Genomic DNA, 26,654 nt, shown 5'->3' on the forward strand with positions numbered 1-26,654 from the left:
TAGCTTTTTAACTTTACAGGATAGCTTATGATTATTTGAAGTTCTGCGGCTTTGATATAGCTTCTGTGCTATCTCAGCATTATAGTCACTATTTATACTAGTGCGATTAAGTTCCTTTTTTATAGCTCTTTCACTATAGCCAATTTTATTGGCTATTTGAGATGTTTGGTATCCTAATTTAAGTAATTCTTCTATACAATATCTATTTGAAAGAGTTAAGTGCTTTGGCATTTTTTAGTTCCTTATCGTTTATTTTAGTTTCGTCAAAACCTAATAAACTATATTTGGAACTCTCTTTCAACTATTTAAAACTTTCAGAATACAATCTAGCTTCAATTAAATATAATAATGAGGAGTTTTTAATTACAGATAATTCAAATGCTAAGGATCAGCAGCAAATTTACACATTGTATAATAGAGTTATTAATCCAAGTATAGTGATTAGTCCTTTAGTGATTGATACTAAGTTTTTTAAACCTAGTAGTGAGTACCTTATATACATCTCAGATCAGCTATTGAATCCACAGGCTTATAAAAATACTAACATAAGAGTATTTGATACATATGCTAATGGAGCTATAACTATTACTGTCGATAATGATGGTACCTTAAAAATAAGATCTTTGTTTAAAAAATATTAGTTAAAAATGATTAATATTTTTTATAGTCTTTCAAAAAAGTTTTTATTAATGGTAAGATTTAAGTTAACAGTCAATAATTTAAACGATCCTCAATGATAAATTTTATTAAGTATGCTTACTATGGATTATTTTCGCTGGTATGTTTGATATCTACAGCTATAATTGCTTTTATACCAGTATTTATTTTTTCGTTAGTTAAGCTTTTGATACCTATAAAAAGTATAAGGTATTTCTGTACATCGGCTGTTCAATACTCTGTGAGCTTATGGGTAAGTTTTGTTATTCTAATTGCTAAGTTTTTTTCACCTACTAAAATTGAGGTTGAACAAAATAAAGAGTTAGATAAAAACGGTTCATATCTTATTATATGTAATCACAAAAGTTGGCTTGACACTTTTGTGTTGATGATGATTTTTCACAAAAAAATAGCCTTTCCTAAATTCTTTATGAAGTTCCAGGTTTTTTTCATACCTGTATTAGGCTTGATTGCCTGGGCTTTAGAGTTTCCTGCGATGAAGCGCTATAAAAAAGAATATATTAAAAAGCATCCTGAGAAGAAAGGCGAAGATCTTAAGAAAACGGTTGAGTATTGTAAAAAATTATCCTCTAGACCAACAACTATCGTTAATTTTGTTGAGGGTACTAGATATACTTCTCACAAAGCTCTTAAAAGCGCTTATAAAAACTTACTTAATCCTAAAGCAGGTGGAATAGCAGTTATTTTAAAAAGCCTCTCAGATAGGATGGTAGGAGTTTTAAATACCACTATAGTGTATGATAATCCTAAGCAAACTTTGTGGGATTATATGATTAGAAAGACAAAAAAAATTAAAGTTAAAGTAGATCTTATTCCAATATCAGAAGTGCCTATGGGCGATTATTTTACTAGTGAAACAGATAAGAAGTATTTTCAAGTTTGGTTAAATAAATTTTGGCAAACTAATGATGAGTATATTTCTAAAGAGGCAAAGAAAATCACTCACTAATTATCAATAACCTTTTCTACTAAATTCCATACGACTACAGTGATAAAATATCATGCTCAATTTATTTTTAGTAATATATATAGCTAAAGTTAATCTAAAAGTAGTACGTCATTCCGTCAGGTAGTCACTGAGCGGAGTCGAATGTGCTAGACCTTGGAATCTAGCAAATAGCTGATGTTTAAGCTATTTGATCAAGTACTACTTTTAAACGAAGTAGCTATATATAGTCAACACTAGTTCTAAGTTGTTTTGTTAACTATGATATTTCGGCTATAAATATAGTTAGCTAATCAAACTAAACGACTGTCAATCTACTAGAGTAGTCTATTTTGAGATAAGGTTATAAGAAAAGTTTTTAGAAATAAAATTAGTTTAATGTATGCGGAAGCCAGTTAAGCTCAACAAATAAGAATAGTGCTGAATAAATACCCATAAAGATGAAAGGCATATATATTTCGAGTATTCTGATAGGTTTGAAAGATCCTTTTTGTTCAGCAATATGCTCTTCAGTTAACCATACTTTTGAAGGAAGTCGCTTCTCAAGAGACGGTACAATACTATTTTTTATTTGTATGTGATGTCTGAAAAATCTAACAATTTTCCACCATGCATAACAGAATACTAGTCCTGCGAAATAAGGTATAGTAACAAGAATACCAGATGGTGGATTTTCAACATTGATATTATTACTAATTGCTAGAGCAACTGTACCTACAAGAACAAGGTTGAAAACCAAAAAAAATAAGTTAATTACGATTCTTCTGTAGCTCGTTCTATCTGTTAATTCAACATATATTCTATATTGCTCGATCAGCAGTTGATTATACTGCTCATTAGATAAATTACTTTCGTCATCATTGCTCCATAATTTATCTTGTATATCTTTATGATTAATTTTTTCCATTTTGTTCCTTTTTTATCTATCAGTTCAAAAGAATTTTACAACCTTAATGCTATTATATTTTAAGACGATTATCAAACTTTTAATACTTTATAATCATCTATATCTATCTCCAGTGATTATATCAATAATTGTAGATGGTTGTGAAGACTTAACTTCTGTTTCTAGTATATAGATATTATTAAATATCTCATTAATCGAATGAGAATCGTTGATGAAGTCTTGCCCAGATATATTTGCACTAGTTGAAATAATTGCATTATTAATTTTAGAACAGATATTGGTTATTATGTAAGTAGTGACTAAGCGTATTGCAATAGTTGTTTTACCTCCAGTTAACCACTGAATATCTATTTTACCTGGTACTATCCAAGTTGTCGGTCGAGGCTGCTTAGAGCATATTTTATCGATTTGTTCATTAGAAAGTTTAGTAGTATCCACATATTCAAGTAAATGTTTGTAGTTATGGGAGATTATTATAAACCCTTTGCTTGAGTCTCTCTTTTTTAGATTAATAATTTTTTCGATAGCGTTTTTAGATATGTTGCAGCTTAAACCGTACACTGTATCTGTTGGAATACTAACAACTTGATTACTTGTAATCTCAGATATGATTTTATCCAAATCTTTTGTAAGCATATTTGATGTTATTGGTGGTTTATAAACTAGACATATTTTATTACATTTTATAAATAAAAAAACCTATAAACTATAAATAGCCTATAGGTTTTTTGTAGATTTAGATTTTTAAAGATCGAAGTTGAATTACTTCTTATTTAATTGCTCTTTGATTAGGTCACCAAGAGTTGTAGGAGTCATTTGTTCTACTTTGTAGTTAGACTTACCTGAAGCAGTATTATCTTCATCAACAGCTTTGATAGAAAGAGCAATACTTCTCTTCTTAGCGTCGATGTTGATGATTCTAGCTTCAACTTCTTGTCCTTCGCTTAGCTCATCACGAACATCTTTTGTATGCTCAGCAGAAATTTCAGAAATTCTGATGAAACCGTCAATGTTGTTATCAGCATCAAGCATAACTACTGCACCGTTGTCTTGTAGTTTAGTAACATTACCCTTTACTAAAGAACCTTTAGGGTGAATGTTTATGAAGTTCTTGAAAGGATCTTCAGAAAGTTGCTTCATGCTAAGAGCGATTCTCTCAAGATCAGTATTTACAGAAACTAATACAGCTTCTACATCATCACCTTTCTTAAGCTCTTTGATTGCTTTAGCTGGGTTATCCCATGCAACATCTGAAATATGTACAAGACCATCGATACCACCTTCTAAACCGATGAATACACCAAATTCAGTGATTGATCTAATTTTACCAGTTACTTTATCGCCAGGCTTGTAGTTTTTCTCAAACTCATTCCAAGGATTTGCTCTACATTGTTTGATACCAAGAGAGATTCTGTGATTATCAGCATCTAACTCAAGTACGATAACTTCAACTTCTTGACCGATTGATACAGCTTTATGAGGGTTAACGTTCTTATTAGTCCAATCCATTTCTGAAGTATGAACAAGACCTTCGATACCTTCTTTCAACTTAACAAAACAACCATAGTCAGTAATGTTAGTCACTGTACCCATAAGCTTAGCACCTACAGGAAGCTCGTTAGCGATATTCAACCATGGATCTTCACCAAGTTGTTTGATACCTAGAGATATTCTTTGTTTCTCTTTGTCGAACTTGATTACTTTAACATCGATTTCTTGGCCGATAGATAGTACATCTGTAGGGTGGCTGATTCTGCTCCAAGAGATATCAGTGATGTGTAATAAACCATCAACTCCACCAAGATCAATAAACGCACCGAAATCAGTGATGTTTTTAACGATACCTTGAAGAACACTACCTTCAGAGATTTTCTCTAACATAGCATCTCTATCGCCAGAATTGTTTTCTTCGATAACAGCTTTTCTAGAAACAACGATATTGTTTCTCTTAGTATCGATTTTAACAACTTTTAATTCGATATCTTTGTCTTCTAAATGAGCTACATCTTTGATAGGTCTTGTATCAACTAGTGAACCAGGTAAGAATGCTCTTAAACCTTCAACATCCATAGTGTAACCACCACGAACGTGATTAGTGATTTTACCAAGAACAGTTTCATTGTTTTCGAATGCTTTTTCGATTCTATCCCAAAGCTCGATTTTCTTAGCTTTATCTCTAGATAATCTAGTTTCACCGCAGCTGTTGTCTAGAGCTTCTAAAACAACGTTGATTTTATCACCAGCAGCTACTTCTAGTTCGCCATTACTGTTTTTTAGAGAAGAAACTGGAATAAAAGATTCTGATTTAAGACCAGCATCAATCATTGCAAATTCTTTGTCTATGCTTACTACAGTTGCTTCGATGATTTTACCTATTCTCATCTCTGTTTGTTTTAGAGACTGCTCAAATAGTTCTTTGAAATTTTCTGACATTTTTTGATTTCCATTTCCAGTGTGGTTGGTTATACATAGTTTGACAAGTACCCACTGGTTTATATATAAAAGTACTAGCAAACAATTATGTAATGTATTATCTTATCTAAGAGACTCGAATTCTTCAAGATAAAATTACTAAAACTTATGTCTAATTATCCGAAAGATGATATTTTTTTTATGCAGAAAGCTTATGAGCAGGCGTTGTTGGCTTATAAGGCTGGAGAAGTTCCCATAGGCGCTGTTCTTGTCAAAGATAATCAAATAGTAGCCCAAGATTTTAACAAAACTATAATACTTAACGACCCAACAGCTCATGCGGAAATTTTAGTTTTACGACAAACGGCCAAGGAGCTTGAAAACTATAGATTAGTTAGTACAAAATTGTATGTTACTTTGGAGCCATGTATAATGTGTTTGGGTGGTTTAATTCAGGCTAGAGTGTCTGAGTTGATTTATGCTTGTGATGATACTCGTGTTGGAATTTTCTCTCGGGAGAAGTTGCATCAAAATAAGAGTATTAATCATAATTTTAAAGTAACATCTGGTGTGATGACTGAGGAGTGTAGTAAGCTCTTGAGAGATTTTTTTAAATTAAGAAGAAGTTAGGTATTTGTGAAAAAAGAAAAAATTGTCGTTTTATATGGTGGGGACTCTCCAGAGCGTGAGGTGTCTCTAAAATCTGGTAAAGCAGTTTTAGATTCTTTACTAAACCAAGGTTATGATGTTGTTGGTTTAGATGCAAGCTCAAAAGATTTGGTTGTTAAACTTTTGGAGTTAAATCCTGACAAATGTTTTATTGCGCTACATGGTGAAGATGGAGAAAATGGTAGAGTTGCAGCGCTACTTGAATTGCTGGGGATTAAGCATACAGGTTCAACTATGAAATCATGTGTTGTAACAATGGATAAGATGATTTCCAAGGAAGTTCTAATGCATTATCGTATGCCTACACCCATGGCAAAATTTCTTACAGATAGATTGGTTGAGGCTGACGAGATCAGTTTCCCAGTTGCTGTTAAACCAAGTAGTGGTGGATCTAGTATGGCTACTTTTAAAGTAAAAAGTTTTGAAGAGCTTGAAAATGCCTATCAACAAGCATCAAAGTATGGTGAAGTGATGATTGAACAGTGGGTTACTGGGAAAGAGATAACAGTGGCTATTGTTAATAATGATGTTTATTCATCTGTTTGGATAGAGCCATTAAATGAGTTTTATGACTATGAGTCAAAATATAGCGGCAAGTCTATATATCACGCACCAAGTGGATTATGTGAGCAAAAAGAGCTAGAGGTTCGACAGTTAGCTAAGAAAGCGTATGATCTATTAGGCTGCAAAGGTCATGCTCGAGTAGATTTTATATATGATGATAAGGGAGATTTCTACATTATGGAGATTAATTCATCTCCAGGAATGACAGAGAATAGTCTATCTCCTAAGTCTGCGGCGGCTGAGGGTATTGACCTTGACAGCTTTGTTAAATCAATACTAGAACAGGCGCAATGCTAAAGATTTTTAAGAAATTTTTTATACTAGGTTTTATTTTTGTAATAGTCTTGGGCGCTACAGTTTTTATTGTTAGCAAAACGGATAAGAAAATTTCAAGAGTAGATGTGGTTTCTAATGATGGTCTAGTCTATATTTCAAAACAAGATTTGATCGACAAAATAATAAGCTTAAACAACAAACAATGGTTTGATCTAGATATCGATACTGTTGAGAAGTATTTCTATAATATGCAGGGGGTTGATTATACTATAGTAAAGAAGGTATGGCCATCAACTCTAGTTGTTTATATTTATGATCATAAGCCTGTGGCGTATTGGAATAATAACCAAATTCTGCTTGATAATATGGATATTATTACTCCAGTTGTTTTTGATTATGATAAAAACTTACCATATATAGATAGTAATGATGACACAAGTAAAGACTATATTTATGAAACTTTGCTAGAGTTAAATAAGCTTGCTAAAAATAACAAAATGCAAATAGTCAAAATATCATATAGAGGCAATCAATTTAGTGTTTTACTTTCTGATGATATTGAAGTGGTCTTAGGTTCGGTAAAACTAAAAAAAAGATTAGAACTATTTTTTAAGTTATATAAGGATGTTAAAAACTATAAATCCGCGAAATATTTTGATATGAGATATAGTGACGGTTTTGCAGTAAAGTATAACTAGAAAAAGATTTATTTTATTGGTTTTCTATGATAATAAGCTTATAATGTAATATAAGTGCATGAAAGTAAAAAAATATCTGTCTTAGATTGGGGCTTTATATAATGGGTTTTGGGAATAGTAATTTTTGTGCGGTAGATTTGGGCTCTCATAAAATCACCGTTGCAATTGGACAACTTGCTGAAAATAACAGTATAAAAATATTAGGAGTTAGCCAAAAACAATCAAAAGGTATAAAACAAGGTTCTGTAATTAACCTTGAGATGGCTATGGAAACACTAAATGCAGCTTTAGATGAAGCAAAGAGCATCGCAGGAGTAGATATTAAAGAAGTTACTCTTGGAGTAAGTGCTCCTAGTATCAGTGGTTTTAACTCTTATGGTTTAGCAGCAGTCGAGAATGGAGAAGTAAGTTTAGAAGATTTGGCGATGGCTATTAAGACAGCAAAAGCTGTACCAATGTCTGCTGATACTGAAATGCTTCATGTTCTTCAAAGAGATTACATAGTTGATGGTCAGTCTGGTGTTACTGAGCCAATCGGTATGTTTGCGGTTAGGCTTGAGTCTAATGTCCACATTATCGTAGCATCCTCTAGAATGTTGCAAAACGTCCGCAAATGTGTTTCAAGTTGTGGCTATGTCATAGAAAACTTGGTTGTAGAACATTTGGCTGCGAGTAGTGCGACTCTGACTGATAATGAAAGAGAAATGGGTGTTTGTCTTGTAAATATTGGCGCTGATTCAACGAGTTTTTCTGTGTTCGCAGATGGAGGTATTTGTTATACTTCGAGTATTAAGACTGGTGGAGCAAGTATTTCTTCAGATATATCTAAAGTATTTAGGCTTCCTATTGAAGCAGCTGAAAGTTTGAAACTACAATTTGGCTATTCAGCGAGTAAGTATCTTAAAAATCCAGATGAGAAAATAGATATACCAAATTCATTAGGTAATGCTAAAAAAAGAATATCATTGCAGGACTTGTCTTTGGTTATAGAGGCTAGAGTTGAAGAGATATTTGAATCTTTATATCGCGAATTAGATCAAAACCGTTTGTTGGAAGTAATTTCTTCTGGTATTGTTTTCACTGGTGGTGGTGCCAAGTTAAAAGGATTAGCAAGGCTTGCCGAAGATATGTTTAAACTTCCTGTACGAGTAGGTGGTCCTATCGAGGTTTCTGGTGCAAGTGAGGTTGTACACAATCCATCATATTCAACAGTTGTGGGATTGTTGAAGTATGCTGCAGAAAATAGTGATGCAACTAATGATCAAAAAAATGATGATGATGTTATGGAGATAGATGAAAGTACAACTAAGTCTAAGAAAAAGATAATATCATCTGTTAAAGGTTGGTTTTCAAATAATTTTTAAGTTAAGTAGTAAGTGAATCTAAAAGTAAAGGAGTAATTATATGTTTGATTTTAATGATTCAATGGTTTCAAATGCCATAATTAAAGTTGTTGGTGTTGGTGGTGGTGGCGGTAATGCTGTGCAACATATGTGTGAAGATGTTACTGATGTTGAGTTTTTTGCACTGAACACTGATGGTCAAGCATTATCTAAGTCAAAAGTACAAAATATATTGCAAATAGGTACTAATCTTACAAAAGGTCTAGGTGCTGGTGCAAATCCTGAGATCGGTAAAAGAGCAGCAACTGAAGATAGAGCAAAGATTGAGCAACTTCTTGAAGGTGCAGATATGGTTTTCATCACAGCTGGTATGGGTGGTGGGACAGGTACTGGTGGTGCGCCTGTAGTTGCTGAAGTAGCAAAAGAAATGGGTATACTAACTGTAGCTGTGGTCACTAAGCCTTTCCCGTTTGAAGGACCAAGAAGAATGAAAGCCGCTGAGTATGGTATTGATGAGCTAACTCAACATGTTGACTCTATAATTACTGTACCAAATGAGAAGTTACTAAGCGTACTTGGCAAAGGAGCATCGCTAATCGATGCTTTTAATGCTGCTAATGATGTACTAGGTAATGCTGTTAAAGGTGTTTCTGAGCTTATCACTAAGCCAGGTCTTATCAACGTTGACTTCGCTGACGTTAGAGCTGTAATGACTGATATGGGTCTAGCTATGATGGGTATGGGTGAAGCTACTGGTGAAAATAGAGCAAGAGAAGCTGCTGAAGCTGCGATTTCTAGTCCATTGCTTGAAGATATAAATCTTGATGGTGCTAAAGGTGTAATCGTAAATATTACAGCTAGTATGGATATGTCTATTGGTGAGTTTGAAGAAGTTGGTGAAGTGATTAGATCATTTATTTCTGATGAAGCTATCGTAATTGCAGGTACAGTTATTGATCCTGATATGACTGACTCTATGAAAGTAACTGTTGTAGTTACTGGTATAGAAAAAGTAGCTATGAGAAGAGGCTTTGGTGTAGAGAAGACAACATCTAATCCGTCACAAGGTTACTCAAGCAAGCCTTCACTATCTTTTTCAAGAAGTGAAGATGTTTCTAGCTCTGCTAGTGCTCCGAAAACAGAATCTGAAGATGTTAATAAATCAGATATTCCAAGTTTCCTTAGAAGAAGATAATTTCTTATAGATTTTTCTTATTCTCAAAATAATTTAAATATATTGCTATAGCTCTAAAATCTTATTGATTCTATATCAATATAGTTCTTTGACATATATAATTTAGATATTGATGTTTTGTATATACGTTTGGTTTATGGACTGTCATGTCGAAATATATTGGGTATTTCCGACTGTGTTTTCTATAGTAACTTGATTGTATATATTTAGAGAGGTTAAGAATGAAGCAAAAAACTATTTCAAAAGAATTTTCGGTTACGGGTATTGGCCTACATTCTGGTGTAGATGTTTCTATGACTGTTAAGCCAGCTAGTATTAATACTGGTATAGTATTTCGTCGAGCAGACTTGAACCCTGTTGTGGATATTAAAGTTACACCATCTAATATCAAAGAAGCTATAATGTGTACATTATTGACAAAAGATGGTGATCAAAGTTTGTCAGTATCAACTATTGAGCATTTAATGTCGGCATTTGCAATGTTTGAAGTTGATAATGTTCTAATCGAAGTTAATGCCCCAGAGTTGCCAGTAATGGATGGTAGTTCTTATGAGTTTACACAGCTATTAAAAGAAGTTAGTATTGTTGAGCAAGAGAGTGACCGTAAAGGAATCAAAATTCTAAAGCCTGTAAGAGTTGAGCATGAGGAAAAATTCGCAGAAGTTTTACCTAGTGATATTCTTAAGTATGAGTTTAAGATTGAGTGGGATCATCCAGTAATTGCTGCAACAAACGATCATATCGTATTTGAGTATAGTCTTGATGAATATATCAAAATGGTTTCAAAAGCGAGAACATTTGGTTTTTATGAACAGCTTGCATATTTGCATCAAAATAATTTAGCAAAAGGTGCATCATTAGATAATGCGATAGGAATTACTAATGATGGTGTTCTTAACGAAGGAGGCTTACGTTACGAAGATGAATTTGTAAGACATAAACTATTAGACGCAATTGGTGACTTTTATGTTGGTGGTTACATATTGGGGCATTTCAATTGCTTTAAATCTGGTCATACTCTTAATAATAAACTTTTACATGCTATTTTTGCAGATAAAGAAGCATGGGAGTATATTTAATCTGTTAAAAATATATCTTCATCGCTAATTTGTATAGCTAGAGATTCTTTTATTAGCTTAACATTTTGATCATTATGGATTTTCTTAACTGCATTTTCACGCTTAATTTCAGCGGGAGATTTGTGATTAGAGTTATTAGAAGTTGCTAGATTTTTAATATCTAGTCTAAAGCCTGGGCTATCTAAATGCTGACTAATGGCTGACTGTAGTTTTGCTATACTTTGTGGATCAAGTTCTAAAATTTTCTTAGCATCATCATTAAGCTGAATTTCAAATATATCATTAGTTTCATTTATCAGGTGACTATTAAATGCTAAGGTTTTTGTAAAACCCTTTAGTTTGATTGCATTTAGTAGATTGAACCATTTTTTATCCAAAGATTCTTCTGAAGTATTACTTTGTAATGATTTACTTGGCTTGGAAGTATTGTTTTGCCTATTAGGTTCGCTAAACTGCCTTTGTGGTTGTGGTTGTGGTTGTGGTTGTGGTTGTGGTTGTGGTTGTGGTTGTGGTTGTGGTTGTGGTTGTGGTTGTGGTTGTGGTTGTGGCTGTAAAGCATTTTTTAGGGCTTTGATGTCATTTTTTGTCTCAGAAGAAATGTGATGGCTAGTGGTTGATGAGTGATTGCTACTAGTTAAGTTTTTTTTTTGGAAGGCTATTAGTCTAAGTACAGCCATTGTTACACCTGTCTCAAAGCTAGGAGCTAGGGATATATCTTTTTTAGCAGTAATTGTTAGTTGGTATAAAAAATGTGCTTGTTCAACAGAAATTTTATCAAGAACTTTATTGATAATATCTGTATCAATATCATTAATCGCATCTAGAGACTGTGTGAAACTATAAATACAACAAGCAAACCATATCTCAGCGATTCTATCTAGCACAGCATCAGCATTGCTTTCTGTAAGAGTTAAATTTTTTACAGCAGGCAACACCGCACCTGGGTTGTTTTCGATAATAGCTTCGATAATATTATAGACTTCCTCACTATCTATAATCCCAAGCATTTGTTTGATTTGAGTTTGCTTAAGTTCACCACTACAAAAGCTTATGGCTTGATCAAGTAAACTTAGAGCATCTCTAAGGCTACCTTTTGCATGGTATGCGATATAGTCTAGTGATTGTTCATCAGAGCTTATATTTTCTTTATTAAGAACTACTTTTAGCTGATCCTTGATATCTGATTGTGAGATATGCTTTAGATGTAGTTGAATACAACGTGAAAGTATTGTGACGGGTATTTTATGATAATCTGTGGTTGCTAATATAAATTTGACATATTCAGGAGGCTCTTCTAATGTTTTTAGTAAAGCGTTAAAGCTCTGTTTGGATAACATGTGAACTTCATCTATCAGATATACTTTATAGCGACCTTGAGATGGCATGTATTGGATATTATCTAGAATCTCTTTTGTTTCTTCGACTCCTGTGCGCGATGCAGCATCAATCTCAATCAAATCTATAAAACTATTATTATTAATTGCTAGACAGTTTTCACACTTATTACATGGCTCCGCTGTAACACCAGTTTTACAATTTAGACATTTTGCTAGTAATCTACCAAGTGTTGTTTTGCCTACACCACGAGTGCCTGTAAATAAATAGGCATGATGGACTTTTTGTGTTTCCAGAGCATGTACTAGACTATTAAGCGCATGCTGTTGTCCTGCAACTTCTGAGAATGATTGTGGTCTATATTTACGAGCTAATGCTTGATATGACATCTGTAAATTTTTTATTAGAAATCTTATAATAAATGATAACAAACTTAAGCCAAAAGAATAAGAGAGTATTTAAATAACTTTCAATACTCTTTGTTTGTAAAATTCAGCACAAAAATATAAAATCTATACACAAAATTTAACCAATAAATATCAATAAAATGGAATCTATAAATTATAAGATTGTATTAAAAGATCTAACGGCCCGTATTGAATCTTTACGGGACTATCTTTGACTATGATGTCAAAAAAGAAAAGCTAACAGAAGTTCTCATGGAGCTAGAAGATGGCTCAATTTGGGATAATCCAGAGTATGCACAAAACTTGGGCAGACAAAAAGTAGAGCTTGAGAATATTGTGCACAATTGTGAGCATATTTCAGAAACTCTAGAAACTTTGACAGAGCTACTTGAGCTTGCTGAAGAAGATGAATCTTTGATGCAAGAAATTGCAAAGGATACTCAAGATGTCACAGCTGAAATTGAGAAACTAGAGTTTCGTAGAATGTTTTCTGGTCAGATGGATCCTAATAATGCCTTTTTGGATATTCAATCAGGTTCAGGTGGTACAGAAGCACAGGATTGGGCTGAGATGCTGATGCGTATGTATATGCGTTGGGCAGATAGTCACGGCTTCAAGGTAACTGTTGATGATGTATCAGATGGTGATGTTGCTGGTATCAAAGGTTGTACTTTAAAGATTGAAGGTGAATATGCTTATGGTTGGCTTCGCACAGAGACAGGTATTCACAGGCTAGTGAGGAAATCACCATTTGACTCAAATAGTAAGCGCCATACTTCCTTTGCATCGGTGTTTATATCACCAGAGGTTGATGATGATATTGATATAGAGATTAATCCAGCAGATCTGCGTGTTGATACATATAGAGCATCAGGAGCTGGTGGACAGCATATCAACAAAACTGATTCTGCAGTGAGAATAACTCACATTCCTACAAATATAGTCGTACAAAGTCAAAGTGATAGATCACAGCATAAAAATCGTGATAGTGCAATGAAACAGCTAAAGTCAAAATTATATGAGATGGAGCTACAAAAACGTAACGCTGAAAAGAATGCTCTTGAAGACTCAAAAGCCGATATTGGTTGGGGTAGCCAGATTCGCTCTTATGTATTAGATCAGTCTCGAATCAAAGATTTAAGAACGGGTGTTGAGAATACAAATACTCAAGCAGTTTTAGATGGTGATTTAGATAAGTTTATTGAGGCTAGCCTAAAAAGTGGGTTATAATAATTAGTTATTGTAAATAAAATTCGATACTTAACTGCGTAAGTTTTAGCGATATGTTTTTTTATGGCAGAAAAGTATGCACAACTACCTAGCACTTGCTACTGCTTATTTGCATTATCATTAGCAAAAGCTAACCATAAAAGTTTAAAAAATATAGGGTGAAAAGATGAGTAGTAAATTAAAAGATTTAATAAAAAATTCGATTAAAGAATATTTAGATGCAAATGAGATAACAGTAAAAGATGCTGTTAGAGGTAAGATTAGAGAGCAGATTAGCGAGTCTCTTGGTCAAGTGAGTGAAATAAATGATGATGTTGTAGAGCAAATAAAAACTCTTGTTAAAAAGCATATAACAGATATGCAAGAGAACTCACAAATAACATTAAGAAAAGAGAAATTACAAACACTAGCTGAACAAAATAATGGTATTAGCCATCCAAATAGCTTTAGAAGAAATGTTGTTGCTCATGCTTTACAAAATCAATATGCACAATATTCAAAACAAGAACTTGAGGAGCTTGAGGATAAAAAGCAATACAATATCACAGGTAGGGTAGTTCTTCGTCGTGTGATGGGTAAGGCTTCTTTTATTACATTGCAGGATTATTCAGGTAGAATACAGGTTTATTTAAAAAAGAGTGATTTACCAGAAGGGCAATATGAAACTTTTAAGAATCTATGTGATTTAGGTGATATTGTTGGTATTACTGGGACTATGTTTAAGACTAATACAGGTGAGCTTTCTGTAGAGGCTAGTCACTTTGAGATTTTGACAAAAGCTATCAGACCTTTACCTGATAAGTTCCACGGATTAGCAGATCAAGAGATGAGATATCGTCAAAGATATGTTGATTTAATCACAAATGAAAAAGCTCGTGAAGTTTTTAAAGTTCGTTCAAAAGTAGTCAGCTTTATCCGTAACTATTTTGATAAATTGGATTTTATGGAAGTAGAGACTCCTATGATGCATGTTTTACAAGGTGGTGCAGCAGCTAAGCCATTTAAAACACATCATAACGCTTTGGATATGCCATTATACTTGCGTATAGCTCCGGAGCTTTATCTAAAAAGACTGGTTGTTGGTGGCTTTGAGAGAGTGTATGAGATAAACCGTAACTTCAGAAATGAAGGTGTATCTTCACGTCATAATCCAGAATTTACAATGCTAGAGTTCTATATGGCGTATGCTGATTATAATGATCTTATGGATCTAACAGAAGATATGCTATCTAAGCTTGTACAAGAGGTTATAGGTAGTGAAATACTTGAGTATGGTGAATATAAGATTAACTTTGGTGGTAAGTATGAGCGTATTTCAATGGTTGATTCAATCGTTAAATATAATGATGATATTACCAAAGAAGATTTAGCAACATTTGAATCTGCAAAAGCTCTTGCTGAGAAGCTGAAGATAAAAGTAGAAGCTTATCATGAACTTGGTCATCTAATAAATGAAATATTTGAAGAAACTGTTGAGCATCAACTGATTCAGCCAACATTTATAACAGATTATCCAGCTGTAGTTTCACCTCTAGCACGTAGACAAGATGGTAATCCTGAGTTTACTGATAGATTTGAATTCTTTGTTGGTGCACGTGAGATTGCTAATGGTTTCTCTGAGCTAAATGATGCTGAAGATCAGGCAGAACGTTTTAGAAAGCAGGTTGAAGCAGCGGCATCTGGTGATGATGAAGCTATGCCTTATGACAAAGATTATATCCGTGCTCTAGAGTATGGTATGCCTCCTACAGCAGGGCAGGGTATCGGTATTGATAGATTAGTAATGTATCTGACAAATTCACAGTCTATCAGAGATGTAATATTGTTCCCACACATGAAGCCTGAGTAATCTAAGTTCTAAAAATATTCTTAAATTATTGTTTAATAAAAGGAAGTATATGTCTAAAGAAATTATTAGTCACGGTGTATTTAATAACTATGATAAAGCTTATAATGAAATCAAGCTTAGAATAGCCAATGATGAAAGTTTGTTGCAGCTTTTAAACCAGCTATAAGGTTGTCCTTTAGGTAGGTTTTTAATTCAAAATAGAGGACTTAATGCATATTGGACAAAAGTTATAACTCAAAATAAGGGTAATTATAGTAATGATTTTGAATCAAAACTTATAACTACACCTCCTATATTTAATGCTACTCAGGAAAGATATCGGATTTTTAAGCAGCAAATCTTAGGCTTATTGAATGGCTCAAAAATATTATCTGTACCAGCAGGACTTTTACCAGAGTTTTCTCAAGAGTTAATTTTATCTAAAAATTTTGATATTGATGCCTATGATCTTGATAGTAATTGTGAGATTCAAAGTGGTTTGTCTGAGTTAGAAAATGTTAATTACATTGTTAAAGATGTATTTAAAATGGGTGTTGAAAATCATTATGATGCAGTTATTAGTAATGGCCTTAATATTTATCTTAAAACAAATGATGAAGTGCAAAAGTTTTTTCAAATATTAAGTAACTCTTTAAAACGGAAAGGTATACTTATTTCTAGTTTTATTGCATCATTAGAAGGATCAAATATCAGGAGTACAGAGGATGCTAAATTTGGTAAACAAATTTTTGCTGATATTCTAAATGTTACTTGGACAAAAACTCATATGGAAGTTGAGTTCCGAGAAATATTATCTAGCTGTGGCTTTGACATTAAAGAAATAATTTATGATAGTCAAAAAATGTTTCCAACAGTAGTGGCTATTAAAAAATAGTTTATATTTTAATGATCATCATCATAACTAGCTTTATGAGATTTACCTTCTATATATGAAGTAAACGCGATTAGTAATGCTGATACCACAAATACTAAGTGGATAGCTGCTGACCATGCTAAGTCTCTGTCAGATGAATGAGATACTTCTAGAAACTTCTTCAAAAGAGAAATAGAAGATATACCTATGATAGAGCCAGCAATCTTTAGTTTAACAGCATTTGGAGATAGCTTTTTAATCCAAACAGGCTGACCGCCACCTTTTTTATCAAGGTTCATTTTACTTACGAAGTTCTCATAACCACTTATGACTACAATGACTACAAGGTTTGCTACTAGTACAACATCACATAGTGTCAGAGCTAATATAATAAGCTGATCTTCATCAATGCTGCTATAAGCAGTGAATAAATGATGAAGTTCATGATATATCTCATAGATAAAGCCAAATAAAACTAGCGATAAAAGCAAATAGATTGGTGCTTGAAGCCAACGAATTCCAAATATAAACATTTCTATTACTGATAGTATTTTATTTATGAATCTACTCATGAGCTAAATCCTTATAGAGTTTTTAAATTAATTATTCCGTAAGTAAAGATATCTTAGACAAAACTTAAAAGCAACTAACAACTATCAAATAATATATGATAAGTAATATAAGTAAATATAGTATGAAAAATTAAATATCTCTTTACGAAGAGACTTTTTCTAATAGTTTAACTATATGAGAATGGTTATTAGCTTTAGCATCCTCAAGAGGAGTTTTACTCCATCTATCTTTAGCGTTAGGATTTGCACCTTTGCGTATAAGATATTTGACTACTTCTTCATGACCTTCTGTTGAAGCTAGGTGTAGAGCAGTTCTTTTGTCGTAGTCTCCTTTGCTAATATCTACGCCCAACGCTACAGCTCTTTTGATTTCTGATAAGTCACCATTGCTAGCTGCCCAAATTAGTTCAAGAGTTAGGTTTGAATCTATAGTTCCTCTACCTTCAACTGGATTGATTTTATCGCAATGAGCAATATGATCATAGTTATGAAAACTAAACTTTTCTACCAATCTTTTACTAAATTCAACCCCTCTAACAGAGTTGTGATTATTGTCTAAACGTGGAGAAAAAATTGCGAATCCGCCAACATTAGGTATAGCTATAGCTAGTGCTCCTGATACACCGGATTTAGCCGGTAACCCAACTGAGAATGCATATTCTCCAGAAAAATCATACATTCCACATGAATACATCATTGATAAGCAGTTACGAATCGTTGTTGGAGAGAATATTTTTTTGTGTGTGAAAGGACATATACCTCCATTAGCAATAGAGCCCATAATCTTAGACATTTTTTTAGCATTTACTTGTATAGAACAAGTTTGGAAATAAAAATCTAAAGAAGCGTCAATATTTGTATTCTGTGGAAATGCTCCGACCTCTTTCATAAAGTATGCTAAGGCATAGTTTCTGTTAGCAGTTTCTTTTTCAGAATGATACACAGCGTTATCAAAACCTATAGTCTCACCGCCAGCTAGATTCTCCCAAACGTTAGTTATATATCCAAATCTATCAGCAAGGTTCCACTCTGGTTTAATCAATGAACACATCATTATTGCACCAGAGTTTATCATCGGATTGTGAGGGCGGTCATATTTGTTTAGTGCTATTGCATTGAATGTAATACCACTAGGCTCTCTACCAACATGCTTATGAACCTTATCTTCTCCGTTTTCTTCTGTTGCGATACAATACGTGATAGGCTTAGCTGTTGATTGAACACAATATGGATGTTCAAAGTCACCAAGTGTAATCATCTGACCATCTACACTACAAAAAGCAACAGCAAAAAGTTCGGAGTCTACTCTTGCTAATTGAGGAATATATGTAGCATTTTTGCCAGTATTATTTTTTTTAGTTTCTTCAAATATTTGTTCAATCTCTTTACGGAAATCTTTAAAATTTGGAATTGTAAATCCTTTGTTGACAGATTTCTCGATTATACCACTACTATCAGAAGTTATTTCTTTGAATTTTTTAAAGTCAATTCTGTCTATAATAGTTAATTTATCTAACTCAGCTCTTAACTTCTTAGTGCGTGGATCATCATTAGTTATACCTGCATCATCTAGAATAGCTATGATGTCGAACTTGGTTAAAAAACCATCGTTGTTACAGATAGCATTAAAAATATTTTTATAATACTCATCGCCAGAAGATCTAGTTCTAATTGGTTTGTTTTTCATTTAGATGATTTAATCTAGAATTACGTAAATTAGTATTTTACCGAAAAAAAGAAAGATTTGATATATAGATAATATTAGTTGATAGCAGCATTTGCTAGAGCCATAGCAACTACGTAAGGATCAGCATTCGCGCCAGGTCTTCTATCTTCAAGGTAACCACAACCTTTAAGTGCAACAGGTCTAGGAATTCTAATAGAACATCCTCTATCAGCATCACCGACACTGAAAGTGTTCATGTCAGAAGTCTCTAACTTGCCTGTTAATCTTTCATGAAGATTATAACCATAGTTTAAGATATCTTTTTTATGATTTTCCTCTAATGATGCACATATTTTCTTAATAGCGTCTCTTCCTGTCTCAGGGTTTCTTGTTTTGCTTGTAGAGAAGTTAGTGTGAAGACCTGCACCATTCCAATCACCTTTAATGGGTTTGTTATCAAAAGATATATCTATACCGTACTTTTCACCTAGTCTTTCTAGAAGCCATCTTGCTAAGTGAGTATGATCAGATATGTTTAGTATCCCAGCATCTTCACCTTCAACATCTCTGTAGCCGATTTGGAATTCCCACTGTCCAGGCATAACCTCTGCATTTATACCATAAAATAGTATTCCAGCATCTAAACAAGCTTGCATATGAGCTTCTACTAAATCACGACCGTAGGCTTTGCTATTTCCAGCACTACAATAATAAGGGCCTTGTGGACCTGGGAATCCTGTAGTAGGCCATCCAAGTGGTCTACCATCTTTGAACATTGTATATTCCTGTTCAAATCCTGCCCACATATCTTGGCAGTCAGCGCTCGCTAATAGAGCTCTTAGTTTAGCTCTATTGTTTGTTGTATGTGGAGTCTCTCCGTCTGGATTATAAACTTCACACATAACGAGATATCCACATTCTCTCAAAGGGTCGATTACAAAATTGACAGGTTTTAGAATGCAGTCTGAATTATCACCTGTAGCCTGATTCGTAGAAGAACCATCAAAGTTCCATTCAGGAAAGTCATCAGTAGTCTCAAAATCTTTAAATGGTAAAACTCTTCCTTTAGACCTAAGTCCAGGTACAGGATCTGAACCATCAATCCATATATATTCAGCGGTCACTACTTTCATATCTTTACTTATATTCCTTAACATTGATTAATTAATCCTGATTAATGATATCAATTGTCTAAAAAAAGTAAATAATACCTATAGCTTCGCAATAAAAAATCTCAAAACTGAGTTAGAAAACTTCAAAGACTATTTCATTAAGCAAGAGCTTAATATTGCCTTTTTCTGCGCCTTTAATATATAAATCAGTCTGTAGGCATTTCTCAAGACCTATTGATATTTTTTCAGCACTAGTCTTATTTGCTAAACTGATATAGAATTTCTGTTTTGAAGGCCAGATATTATTGTCTTTAAATATCTTTTGGTGATATGTTGGTTGTGTATTTTTGAGCTGAGAGATTATTCTTAATTCTCTTTTGATAGCCCATAGCACTAGAGGAGGTTTGTCATTTTCAGTTAGAATACTATTGAGAATTTTTAGCGCTTTAGTTTTTTGTTGAGAGAGAAGGGCTTCAGAAAGATCAAATACATCAAAGTTTGCATGTTCGTGTATAAATGGACGAATTGTGTTTTCATCATAAGTTTGAGTACTTTGGCGTGATAGTAGCTTGATAATTTGTTTAGAAGCAATCAGATTTCCCTCTGTTTTTTGTACTAGTAGTTGAATTGCTGGTTTAGTCAGAGTTAGTCCAAGTTGTTTAGCTTCATAGTCTATTATGTTTATAGCGTTATCAGTATTAGGGTCGAATATTCTGATATGTATAGCACGATGCTCTAAACTTTGGAACCACTTAGCTGAGAGGTTTTGTTTTTTCATACCACTGAAAACTAACAAGTAAACATTATCATCTTCATTTGTTAATTTATCAGCTAATGCTTGCTGGAGTTTTTTCTGAGGAGGTTTATCGAAGTTGAACTGAATAAGTTTATCCATAGAAAATAGGCTTAAGCTATCAACTTCACCATACAATATATCTAAGTTTTGCTCATTTAAATCATGGTGTGAAATTTCATAGTTTTTTGCTTTAAACTGATCTATTATTTTTTCTATAACATTATGTTTCTGTAAGGGCTCATCACCTGTGATTATGAAAAGCTTATATTCTGTTAAATCATTTTTTTTGAGTAGATCAAAATAACTTAGTTGCATAATATTAAAAAAGTTTAATTATAGTTGGATATCATATTTAGTTTACTATACTGGTTAATAGATAAAAAACTAAAAGCGTACAATATGAAAAAAATATCATCAATAACTCTGATTTTACTTGCAGTATTACTAACAGGTTGTGTAACAAAGCCGGATAATATTAAGCCGGTTGAGAATTTTCAAGCACAAAAATATCTAGGTAAATGGTATGAAATAGCTAGATTTGATAATAGTTTTGAGAAGGGCATGACAGAAGTGTATGCTGAGTATAGCCTAAATTCTGATGGTTCGATAAAAGTTGTAAATAGTGGCATTACTCCAGCGACTGGTGAGAGAAGTTATGCAACGGGTATCGCTAAATTTGTAGATGGAGATGATCAAGGGTATCTTAAAGTGTCGTTCTTTAGACCATTTTATGGGGCTTATGTAGTATTTAAACTTGATGATTATAAGTATGCGTATGTCGCTGGAGCTAATAAGAATTATTTATGGTTGTTATCAAGAACCAAAACTGTACCACCAAGCGTTAAAGAGGATTTTGTCAAAAAAGCTAAATCGCTAGGTTTTGATACTAATAATCTAGTATGGGTTAAGCAATAGTTGCTCTCAAAACAAAATAATCTTTATAAACCTTCTATTCCCATATTTTTAATCTAACAGAAAAAGGCTAAAATATATCTATTCTTATTAGAATTTTTAGAAGATGAAAGGATTGACAGATTTCAATAGATTTGATTTTGGTTGGTTAGTCGTTAGTATTGGTATGGCTGTTGGTGCAGGGATTGTACTGGTGCCTGTGAGTGTTGGAGTTGTTGGTTTTGCAGTCTTTGTGGTGTCAATACTGATAGCTTATCCTGGTATTTATCTGTTTCAAAAGTTATATATAGAGACTTTATTTGCTGCAAAACAACCTAAGCCATATAAAGAGACTGTAGCCGAATTATTGGGCAATAAATGGGCTGTTTTTTTAGGGGCGGTATATTTATTGATGATGCTAACATGGACTATTATATACGCTGAGGTTGTAGCAAAGTCTCTAGCAGCATATCTATACATGTTTAATCTCAGCTCAAATCCACATTTAGAACAAAATGTGTTATACAGTGCTGTATTAATGATAGTTTTAATCTTTACTGGAATGAAAAGCCAAAAGCTCTTTGTAAGAGTATCAACTTTTTTGGTATTTATATTAATTATAGCGATTGTATTAGTATCTATATCTTTAGTTCCATTATGGTCATTTAAGAATGTTGTGGAAATACCTGCAAGTAGCAGTGAGTTTGTGGCTAAGAGTATCATTATGTTGCCATTTTCTTTGACATCAATATTATTTATACAGTCACTAAGTCCGATGGTTATTGGTTACCGTAAGTATTATCACAATAAAGATAAGGACTTTGTTTTATCTAAAACTTTAAAAACAATGACTTTAGTATTTGTAATATTGGTTGTTATTATTGGTTTTTATGTTCTATCATTTTCGTTAGTTATCCCTAGAGCCGATGCTTTAGAGGCAACACAAAATAATCAATCAGCATTTATACTTTTAGAGAAACAGCACATATCAAATATGCTAATATATGGGTGCGGAATTATTATTAGCTTATGTGCTATTTTGACATCTTTTTTGAGTGTGTTAGCAGGTATGGAGGAATCTCTAAGAGGGTTGCTTAGAAATATTGCTATCAAATTAGGATTAAAAGAAGACTCTAAGAGTATTTTCAGTTTAAATACACTTGTAGTAGTCATAATTTTTTTACTGACGTGGCTTTCAATAGTTTTTGATGCTCCTGTGTATAAATTAGTACCTTTATCTGGTCCTGTCTTTGGTATATTGGGTTGCTTAGTGCCAGCATATATTGTTTTTAAAACACCGAGTCTTGAGAAATATCGAACTAAAAGTATCTATTTTGTTATTTTTGTTGGAATAATATTAGTGATATCGCCATTGTTGACATCGGCGTTATCATAAAAATAGTGACTATGCAATTAGAAGATGTAAATCGATAGATATAAACAGGATATATGCTTTTTTTAAAGATTAATGTCTAAAATGTCTCATTCCTGTAAAGACCATAGTGATACCTGCTTTGTTAGCAGCGTCAATAACTTCTTGGTCATTCTTTGAGCCACCTGGTTGGATTACAGCAGTTGCACCAGCTTTGATACACTCTTCTAAACCATCAGCAAATGGGAAAAAGGCATCTGAAGCTACAGCAGAACCTTTAGCACCTTCATGAGCTTGTGCTTTTTCTGCTCCAATTCTAGCAGAGTCAACACGAGACATTTGCCCAGCGCCGATACCGACTGTTTGAGTATCTCTAGCATAGACGATAGCATTGGATTTAACATATTTAACAGCTTTCCAAGCAAACATCATATCAGCCCATTCTTTGTCAGTTGGAGCTCTGTCTGTAACAACTTTGCAATCAGTAATGTCAACACCACCGTTGTCATAAGATTGAGATAATATTCCACCATGAATATTTTTGCTAATCATGCGTGATGATTTTGTATCAAATGCTTTGCCTGTCTCTAATACTCTTAGATTTTTCTTAGCAGCTAAGATTTCAAGAGCTTCTTGAGTATAGCTTGGAGCAATTATTACTTCTAGGAACATTTTGCCTAGAGATTCTGCAAATTCTTTGTCAACCTCGCAGTTAAATGCAACAATACCACCAAATGCTGAAATTGGATCACAAGCTAAAGCCTTTGTCCAAGCTTCAAAAGCATTTTTACCAGAAGCGATGCCACAAGGGTTTGCATGTTTGATAATCGCACAAGAGGGTTCTGAGTATTCACAAACCATCTCAAATGCACCATCAGCATCGTTTAGGTTGTTGTATGATAGTTCTTTCCCTTGTAATTGCTTAGCATTTGTAATGCTAATACAATCAGTATCAGTAGAGTATAAGGCTGCTTTCTGATGAGGGTTTTCACCGTACCTTAGCACTTGCTTTAGAGTACCTACTGAGAATAATTTTTCTGGATATTCTTCATCTAACTCTTTGCTGAACCAATTTGCGATATGGCTATCATACTCAGCAGTATGAGCAAACGCTTCTTTAGCAAACTTACGGCGAGTAGCTAGAGTTGTTTGACCATCATTGTCTGCCATTTCCTTTGCAACTATTTCATACTGGTTAGGATTTGTTACGATAGTTGTATGCTTATGATTTTTTGCACATGAACGCACCATTGACGACCCACCTATATCGATATTTTCGATACAAGTGTCAAAGTCAGCACCTGATTTAACAGTATTAACAAAAGGGTATAGATTAACTACAACCATATCAATTTGACCAATATTGTTGTCTGTCATTGCTTGTAGATGCTCTGAGTTATCTCTATCTGCTAAGATTCCACCATGAATTAGTGGATGAAGAGTCTTTACGCGACCATTCATAATTTCTGGGAATTGGGTATGATCAGATACATCTTTTACATTTATATTAGCTTCTTTAAGGGTTTTTGATGTTCCACCTGTTGAAAGTATTTCGACATTATATTTACTTAATTTTTTGGCAAATTCAACAATACCTGTTTTATTAGATACGGATATTAGAACCCTTTTTATTTTTGACATGATTTTTCCTTGTTAATAGTGTGTTAAAACTTAAAATTAAAATCTTATTATAACAATTTTAATCACAAAATCTTAGTCAAAACGCTTTTGTTTATAGGATATTTTACTGGTAAAATACTCACTAATATATTAGTATATTTAGTATCAGAACTTTAATCTTTAGATATTCAATTTAATATGTCAAATATTGTAATCGTTGGTGCACAGTGGGGCGATGAAGGCAAAGGAAAAATAGCCGATACATTAGCTGAAAAGTCAGATTTAGTTGTTCGCTATCAGGGTGGTAATAATGCTGGCCATACTTTAGTAGTAAATGGTCAAAAAACATTTCTTCATTTGATTCCTTCAGGTGTTTTGCATAAGTATACAAAATGCGTAATAGGTCATGGTGTAGTTGTTGATCCTATAGCTCTTGATACAGAAATTACACGTCTACAAGATACAGGTATTGAGATATCTGCAGATAATCTGTTTGTTTCAGAATCTTGTACAGTTATTACTTCATATCATAAGCTTTTAGATGCTGTTAGAGAGAATAGCACTACTGAGAAGATTGGTACAACTGGTAAGGGTATCGGTCCAGCGTATGAGGATAAAGTATCACGCAAAGGTATCAAATTTAAGCATTTGTTTGACAAAGATGTCTTAAGATCAAGATTAGTACTTTCTTTGGCTGAGAAAGAGACTCTATTTAAAGATTTATATAAAGTAGAGTATCCATCTTTAGAAGAAGAGTTTGAGAGATTGTATACACTAGGGCAAAAGCTTAAACAATATTCGGCTGATACTTTCTCTATCATCGATCAAGCTGTTTCTACGGGTAAAAATGTTGTATATGAAGGTGCTCAGGGAGTACTTTTAGATATTGATTATGGTACATATCCATTTGTGACATCTTCGAATACATCTGTAGCGGGTGTGTACTCAGGTGCAACAACAGCTGGACATAACCTTGATCATGTAATAGGTATTACAAAAGCTTATACTACTAGAGTTGGTGAAGGTCCTTTCCCAACAGAGTTATTTGATGATACGGGATTGTTTATACAGAAAAAAGGTGGTGAAATTGGTGTAACTACAGGTCGTATCCGTAGATGTGGTTGGCTAGATTTACCATTGCTTAAGTATTCTGCTAAGTGTTCAAATTTGACATCTATAGCATTGACAAAAGTTGATGTTCTTTCTGATTTAGATACCCTAAAGATATGTATTGGCTATAAGTATGAAGGTAAAGAAATATTCTGTGCTTATCCAGGTATAGATCTATACAAGGTTGAGCCTATACTGGTAGATATGGAACCATTCTCTCTTGATGAAGTTGTAACAAAAGAAAATATGCCAAGTGCTCTTAAAACATATTTAAGAACTATAGAAAATCATATTGGTATTCCAATATCTTCATTGGCTTATGGCCCATCTAGAGAACAGATTTTATTCTTTGAAGATTATTTCAAAAAGGGTTAGTTATGAGTTTTGCTAAAGATAATACAGAAGTATATATAAGTGCCGAGCAGCTAGAAACTGAGATTACAAAGCTAGCTGATAAAATAAATAAAGATTATACAGGTCAAGAGATTGTATTGATTTGTGTATTGAAAGGCTCGTTTATGTTTTTTGCGGATCTAACTAGGAAGCTAGAAGTTGATCTTAGAACTCACTTTGTGACGGCTTCGTCTTATAGTTCTGGTACAGTTAGTTCGGGTAAGGTAATCTCTACTATTGGCTCTTTGAAAAAAGAGTATATTCAGGGTAAAAACGTAATTATAGTCGAAGATATTGTTGATACTGGACATACTTACCATAAGCTTATGGATGGTATAAATGAGCTAGAACCAAAGAGCTTGAAATTTGCGACTTTACTATTCAAACCAGCTAGGCTAGAAAGAGAAGTAAACCTAGATTATATATGCTTTGAAATTGAAGATAAGTTTATAGTTGGTTATGGTCTAGACTATAATGATAGATATCGCCAGTTGCCATATATTGGTATCATGAAAGATACTAAGTAAATTTTTATGTCATTATTTATTTTTGCTAGATTGTATTCTGAAAGTTTTAAATAGTTGAAAGAGAGTTCCAAATATAGTTTATTAGGTTTTGACGAAACTAAAATAAACGATAAGGAACTAAAAAATGCCAAAGCACTTAACTCTTTCAAATAGA

At 33.3% G+C, this 26,654-nt stretch carries 25 protein-coding genes; 15 read left to right on the forward strand and 10 right to left on the reverse strand.

Features of this window, described 5'->3' with window-relative positions; genetic code table 11:
- Positions 1-231: helix-turn-helix domain-containing protein (locus tag F8C69_RS01895; protein ID WP_159183974.1), on the reverse strand; the 231-nt coding region annotated here is incomplete at its 3' end.
- On the opposite strand from F8C69_RS01895, the gene F8C69_RS01900 reads away from it, so the two are divergent.
- Complete coding sequence (locus tag F8C69_RS01900) at positions 225-641, forward strand: hypothetical protein (protein ID WP_236352299.1); 417 nt, start codon at positions 225-227, stop codon at positions 639-641. The two genes, F8C69_RS01895 and F8C69_RS01900, sit on opposite strands and share 7 nt — an antisense overlap.
- A 92-nt stretch (positions 642-733) precedes the next feature.
- Positions 734-1,627 (forward strand): acyltransferase, encoded by an 894-nt coding sequence (locus F8C69_RS01905; RefSeq protein WP_159183975.1) that lies wholly within the window; start codon positions 734-736, stop codon positions 1,625-1,627.
- A gap of 367 nt (positions 1,628-1,994) precedes the next feature.
- On the opposite strand, the gene F8C69_RS01910 is transcribed toward F8C69_RS01905, so the two are convergent.
- The 3 genes from F8C69_RS01910 to rpsA form a co-directional block, all read right to left on the reverse strand.
- On the reverse strand, positions 1,995-2,531 hold the full coding sequence (locus tag F8C69_RS01910; RefSeq protein WP_159183976.1) for an intracellular proliferation membrane protein RipA: 537 nt from the start codon (positions 2,529-2,531) through the stop codon (positions 1,995-1,997).
- Positions 2,532-2,624: 93 nt separating this feature from the next.
- Positions 2,625-3,167 (reverse strand): L-threonylcarbamoyladenylate synthase, encoded by a 543-nt coding sequence (locus F8C69_RS01915; protein WP_159183977.1) that lies wholly within the window; start codon positions 3,165-3,167, stop codon positions 2,625-2,627.
- 126 nt (positions 3,168-3,293) lie between these two features.
- Positions 3,294-4,964, reverse strand: coding sequence for a 30S ribosomal protein S1 (gene rpsA / locus F8C69_RS01920; protein WP_159183978.1), 1,671 nt, complete (start codon positions 4,962-4,964; stop codon positions 3,294-3,296).
- A gap of 147 nt (positions 4,965-5,111) precedes the next feature.
- On the opposite strand from rpsA, the gene tadA reads away from it, so the two are divergent.
- From tadA to lpxC, 6 genes are all read left to right on the forward strand, one after another.
- Positions 5,112-5,573 carry a tRNA adenosine(34) deaminase TadA gene (gene tadA, locus F8C69_RS01925; RefSeq protein ID WP_159183979.1) on the forward strand — a complete coding sequence of 154 codons (462 nt, stop codon included), beginning with the start codon at positions 5,112-5,114 and terminating at the stop codon, positions 5,571-5,573.
- A 6-nt stretch (positions 5,574-5,579) separates the two neighbouring features.
- Positions 5,580-6,473 (forward strand): D-alanine--D-alanine ligase, encoded by an 894-nt coding sequence (locus F8C69_RS01930; RefSeq protein WP_159183980.1) that lies wholly within the window; start codon positions 5,580-5,582, stop codon positions 6,471-6,473.
- Positions 6,467-7,150, forward strand: a complete 684-nt coding sequence (locus tag F8C69_RS01935) for a cell division protein FtsQ/DivIB (protein ID WP_159183981.1) — start codon at positions 6,467-6,469, stop codon at positions 7,148-7,150. The genes F8C69_RS01930 and F8C69_RS01935 overlap by 7 nt, the downstream gene beginning before the upstream one ends.
- Before the next feature lie 101 nt (positions 7,151-7,251).
- On the forward strand, positions 7,252-8,514 hold the full coding sequence (ftsA, locus tag F8C69_RS01940) for a cell division protein FtsA (RefSeq protein ID WP_159183982.1): 1,263 nt from the start codon (positions 7,252-7,254) through the stop codon (positions 8,512-8,514).
- Between the two features lie 40 nt (positions 8,515-8,554).
- Entirely contained in the window at positions 8,555-9,688 is a 1,134-nt protein-coding gene (gene ftsZ, locus F8C69_RS01945) for a cell division protein FtsZ (RefSeq protein ID WP_159183983.1), read from the forward strand.
- Positions 9,689-9,909: 221 nt separating this feature from the next.
- Complete coding sequence (gene lpxC, locus F8C69_RS01950; protein WP_159183984.1) at positions 9,910-10,767, forward strand: UDP-3-O-acyl-N-acetylglucosamine deacetylase; 858 nt, start codon at positions 9,910-9,912, stop codon at positions 10,765-10,767.
- Here lpxC and dnaX read toward each other — a convergent pair.
- Positions 10,764-12,491: a DNA polymerase III subunit gamma/tau gene (gene dnaX, locus F8C69_RS01955; RefSeq protein ID WP_159183985.1), complete on the reverse strand. Its 1,728-nt coding sequence runs from the start codon at positions 12,489-12,491 to the stop codon at positions 10,764-10,766. The genes lpxC and dnaX overlap by 4 nt on opposite strands.
- Before the next feature lie 158 nt (positions 12,492-12,649).
- Here dnaX and prfB point away from each other — a divergent pair.
- From prfB to F8C69_RS01970, 3 genes are all read left to right on the forward strand, one after another.
- Positions 12,650-13,739 (forward strand): peptide chain release factor 2 gene (gene prfB / locus F8C69_RS01960; protein ID WP_159183986.1). Its coding sequence is split into 2 segments (ribosomal slippage): positions 12,650-12,721 and positions 12,723-13,739, totalling 1,089 coding nucleotides; the frame shifts between segments, so codons are not numbered across the junction.
- Positions 13,740-13,905: 166 nt separating this feature from the next.
- The gene (gene lysS / locus F8C69_RS01965; protein ID WP_159183987.1) at positions 13,906-15,588 is read left to right on the forward strand and encodes a lysine--tRNA ligase; all 1,683 of its coding nucleotides are present in this window, start codon (positions 13,906-13,908) and stop codon (positions 15,586-15,588) included.
- Between the two features lie 349 nt (positions 15,589-15,937).
- Positions 15,938-16,462 carry a hypothetical protein gene (locus F8C69_RS01970; RefSeq protein ID WP_159183988.1) on the forward strand — a complete coding sequence of 175 codons (525 nt, stop codon included), beginning with the start codon at positions 15,938-15,940 and terminating at the stop codon, positions 16,460-16,462.
- An 8-nt stretch (positions 16,463-16,470) separates the two neighbouring features.
- Here F8C69_RS01970 and F8C69_RS01975 read toward each other — a convergent pair whose 3' ends face one another.
- From F8C69_RS01975 to holA, 4 genes are all read right to left on the reverse strand, one after another.
- Complete coding sequence (locus F8C69_RS01975) at positions 16,471-17,013, reverse strand: TIGR00645 family protein (protein WP_004286684.1); 543 nt, start codon at positions 17,011-17,013, stop codon at positions 16,471-16,473.
- A 142-nt stretch (positions 17,014-17,155) separates the two neighbouring features.
- Positions 17,156-18,700 carry a glutaminase A gene (glsA, locus tag F8C69_RS01980; RefSeq protein ID WP_159183989.1) on the reverse strand — a complete coding sequence of 515 codons (1,545 nt, stop codon included), beginning with the start codon at positions 18,698-18,700 and terminating at the stop codon, positions 17,156-17,158.
- Positions 18,701-18,774: 74 nt separating this feature from the next.
- Positions 18,775-19,812, reverse strand: a complete 1,038-nt coding sequence (locus tag F8C69_RS01985) for a glutamine synthetase beta-grasp domain-containing protein (protein WP_159183996.1) — start codon at positions 19,810-19,812, stop codon at positions 18,775-18,777.
- A gap of 112 nt (positions 19,813-19,924) precedes the next feature.
- Positions 19,925-20,902, reverse strand: coding sequence for a DNA polymerase III subunit delta (holA, locus tag F8C69_RS01990; protein ID WP_159183990.1), 978 nt, complete (start codon positions 20,900-20,902; stop codon positions 19,925-19,927).
- 84 nt (positions 20,903-20,986) lie between these two features.
- On the opposite strand from holA, the gene F8C69_RS01995 reads away from it, so the two are divergent.
- Both F8C69_RS01995 and F8C69_RS02000 read left to right on the forward strand, forming a co-directional pair.
- On the forward strand, positions 20,987-21,502 hold the full coding sequence (locus F8C69_RS01995; protein WP_159183991.1) for a lipocalin family protein: 516 nt from the start codon (positions 20,987-20,989) through the stop codon (positions 21,500-21,502).
- Positions 21,503-21,605: 103 nt separating this feature from the next.
- Complete coding sequence (locus tag F8C69_RS02000; RefSeq protein WP_159183992.1) at positions 21,606-22,874, forward strand: aromatic amino acid transport family protein; 1,269 nt, start codon at positions 21,606-21,608, stop codon at positions 22,872-22,874.
- A gap of 69 nt (positions 22,875-22,943) precedes the next feature.
- Here the strand turns inward: F8C69_RS02000 and purH are convergent, their stop codons facing one another.
- Positions 22,944-24,491 carry a bifunctional phosphoribosylaminoimidazolecarboxamide formyltransferase/IMP cyclohydrolase gene (purH, locus tag F8C69_RS02005; protein WP_159183993.1) on the reverse strand — a complete coding sequence of 516 codons (1,548 nt, stop codon included), beginning with the start codon at positions 24,489-24,491 and terminating at the stop codon, positions 22,944-22,946.
- A gap of 177 nt (positions 24,492-24,668) precedes the next feature.
- On the opposite strand from purH, the gene F8C69_RS02010 reads away from it, so the two are divergent.
- Complete coding sequence (locus F8C69_RS02010; RefSeq protein ID WP_159183994.1) at positions 24,669-25,955, forward strand: adenylosuccinate synthase; 1,287 nt, start codon at positions 24,669-24,671, stop codon at positions 25,953-25,955.
- Between the two features lie 2 nt (positions 25,956-25,957).
- On the forward strand, positions 25,958-26,500 hold the full coding sequence (gene hpt / locus F8C69_RS02015) for a hypoxanthine phosphoribosyltransferase (RefSeq protein ID WP_159183995.1): 543 nt from the start codon (positions 25,958-25,960) through the stop codon (positions 26,498-26,500).
- Positions 26,501-26,654 lie beyond the last annotated feature (154 nt).

Source organism: Francisella noatunensis subsp. noatunensis (assembly GCF_009823375.1).
Taxonomy (GTDB): Bacteria; Pseudomonadota; Gammaproteobacteria; order Francisellales; family Francisellaceae; genus Francisella; species Francisella noatunensis.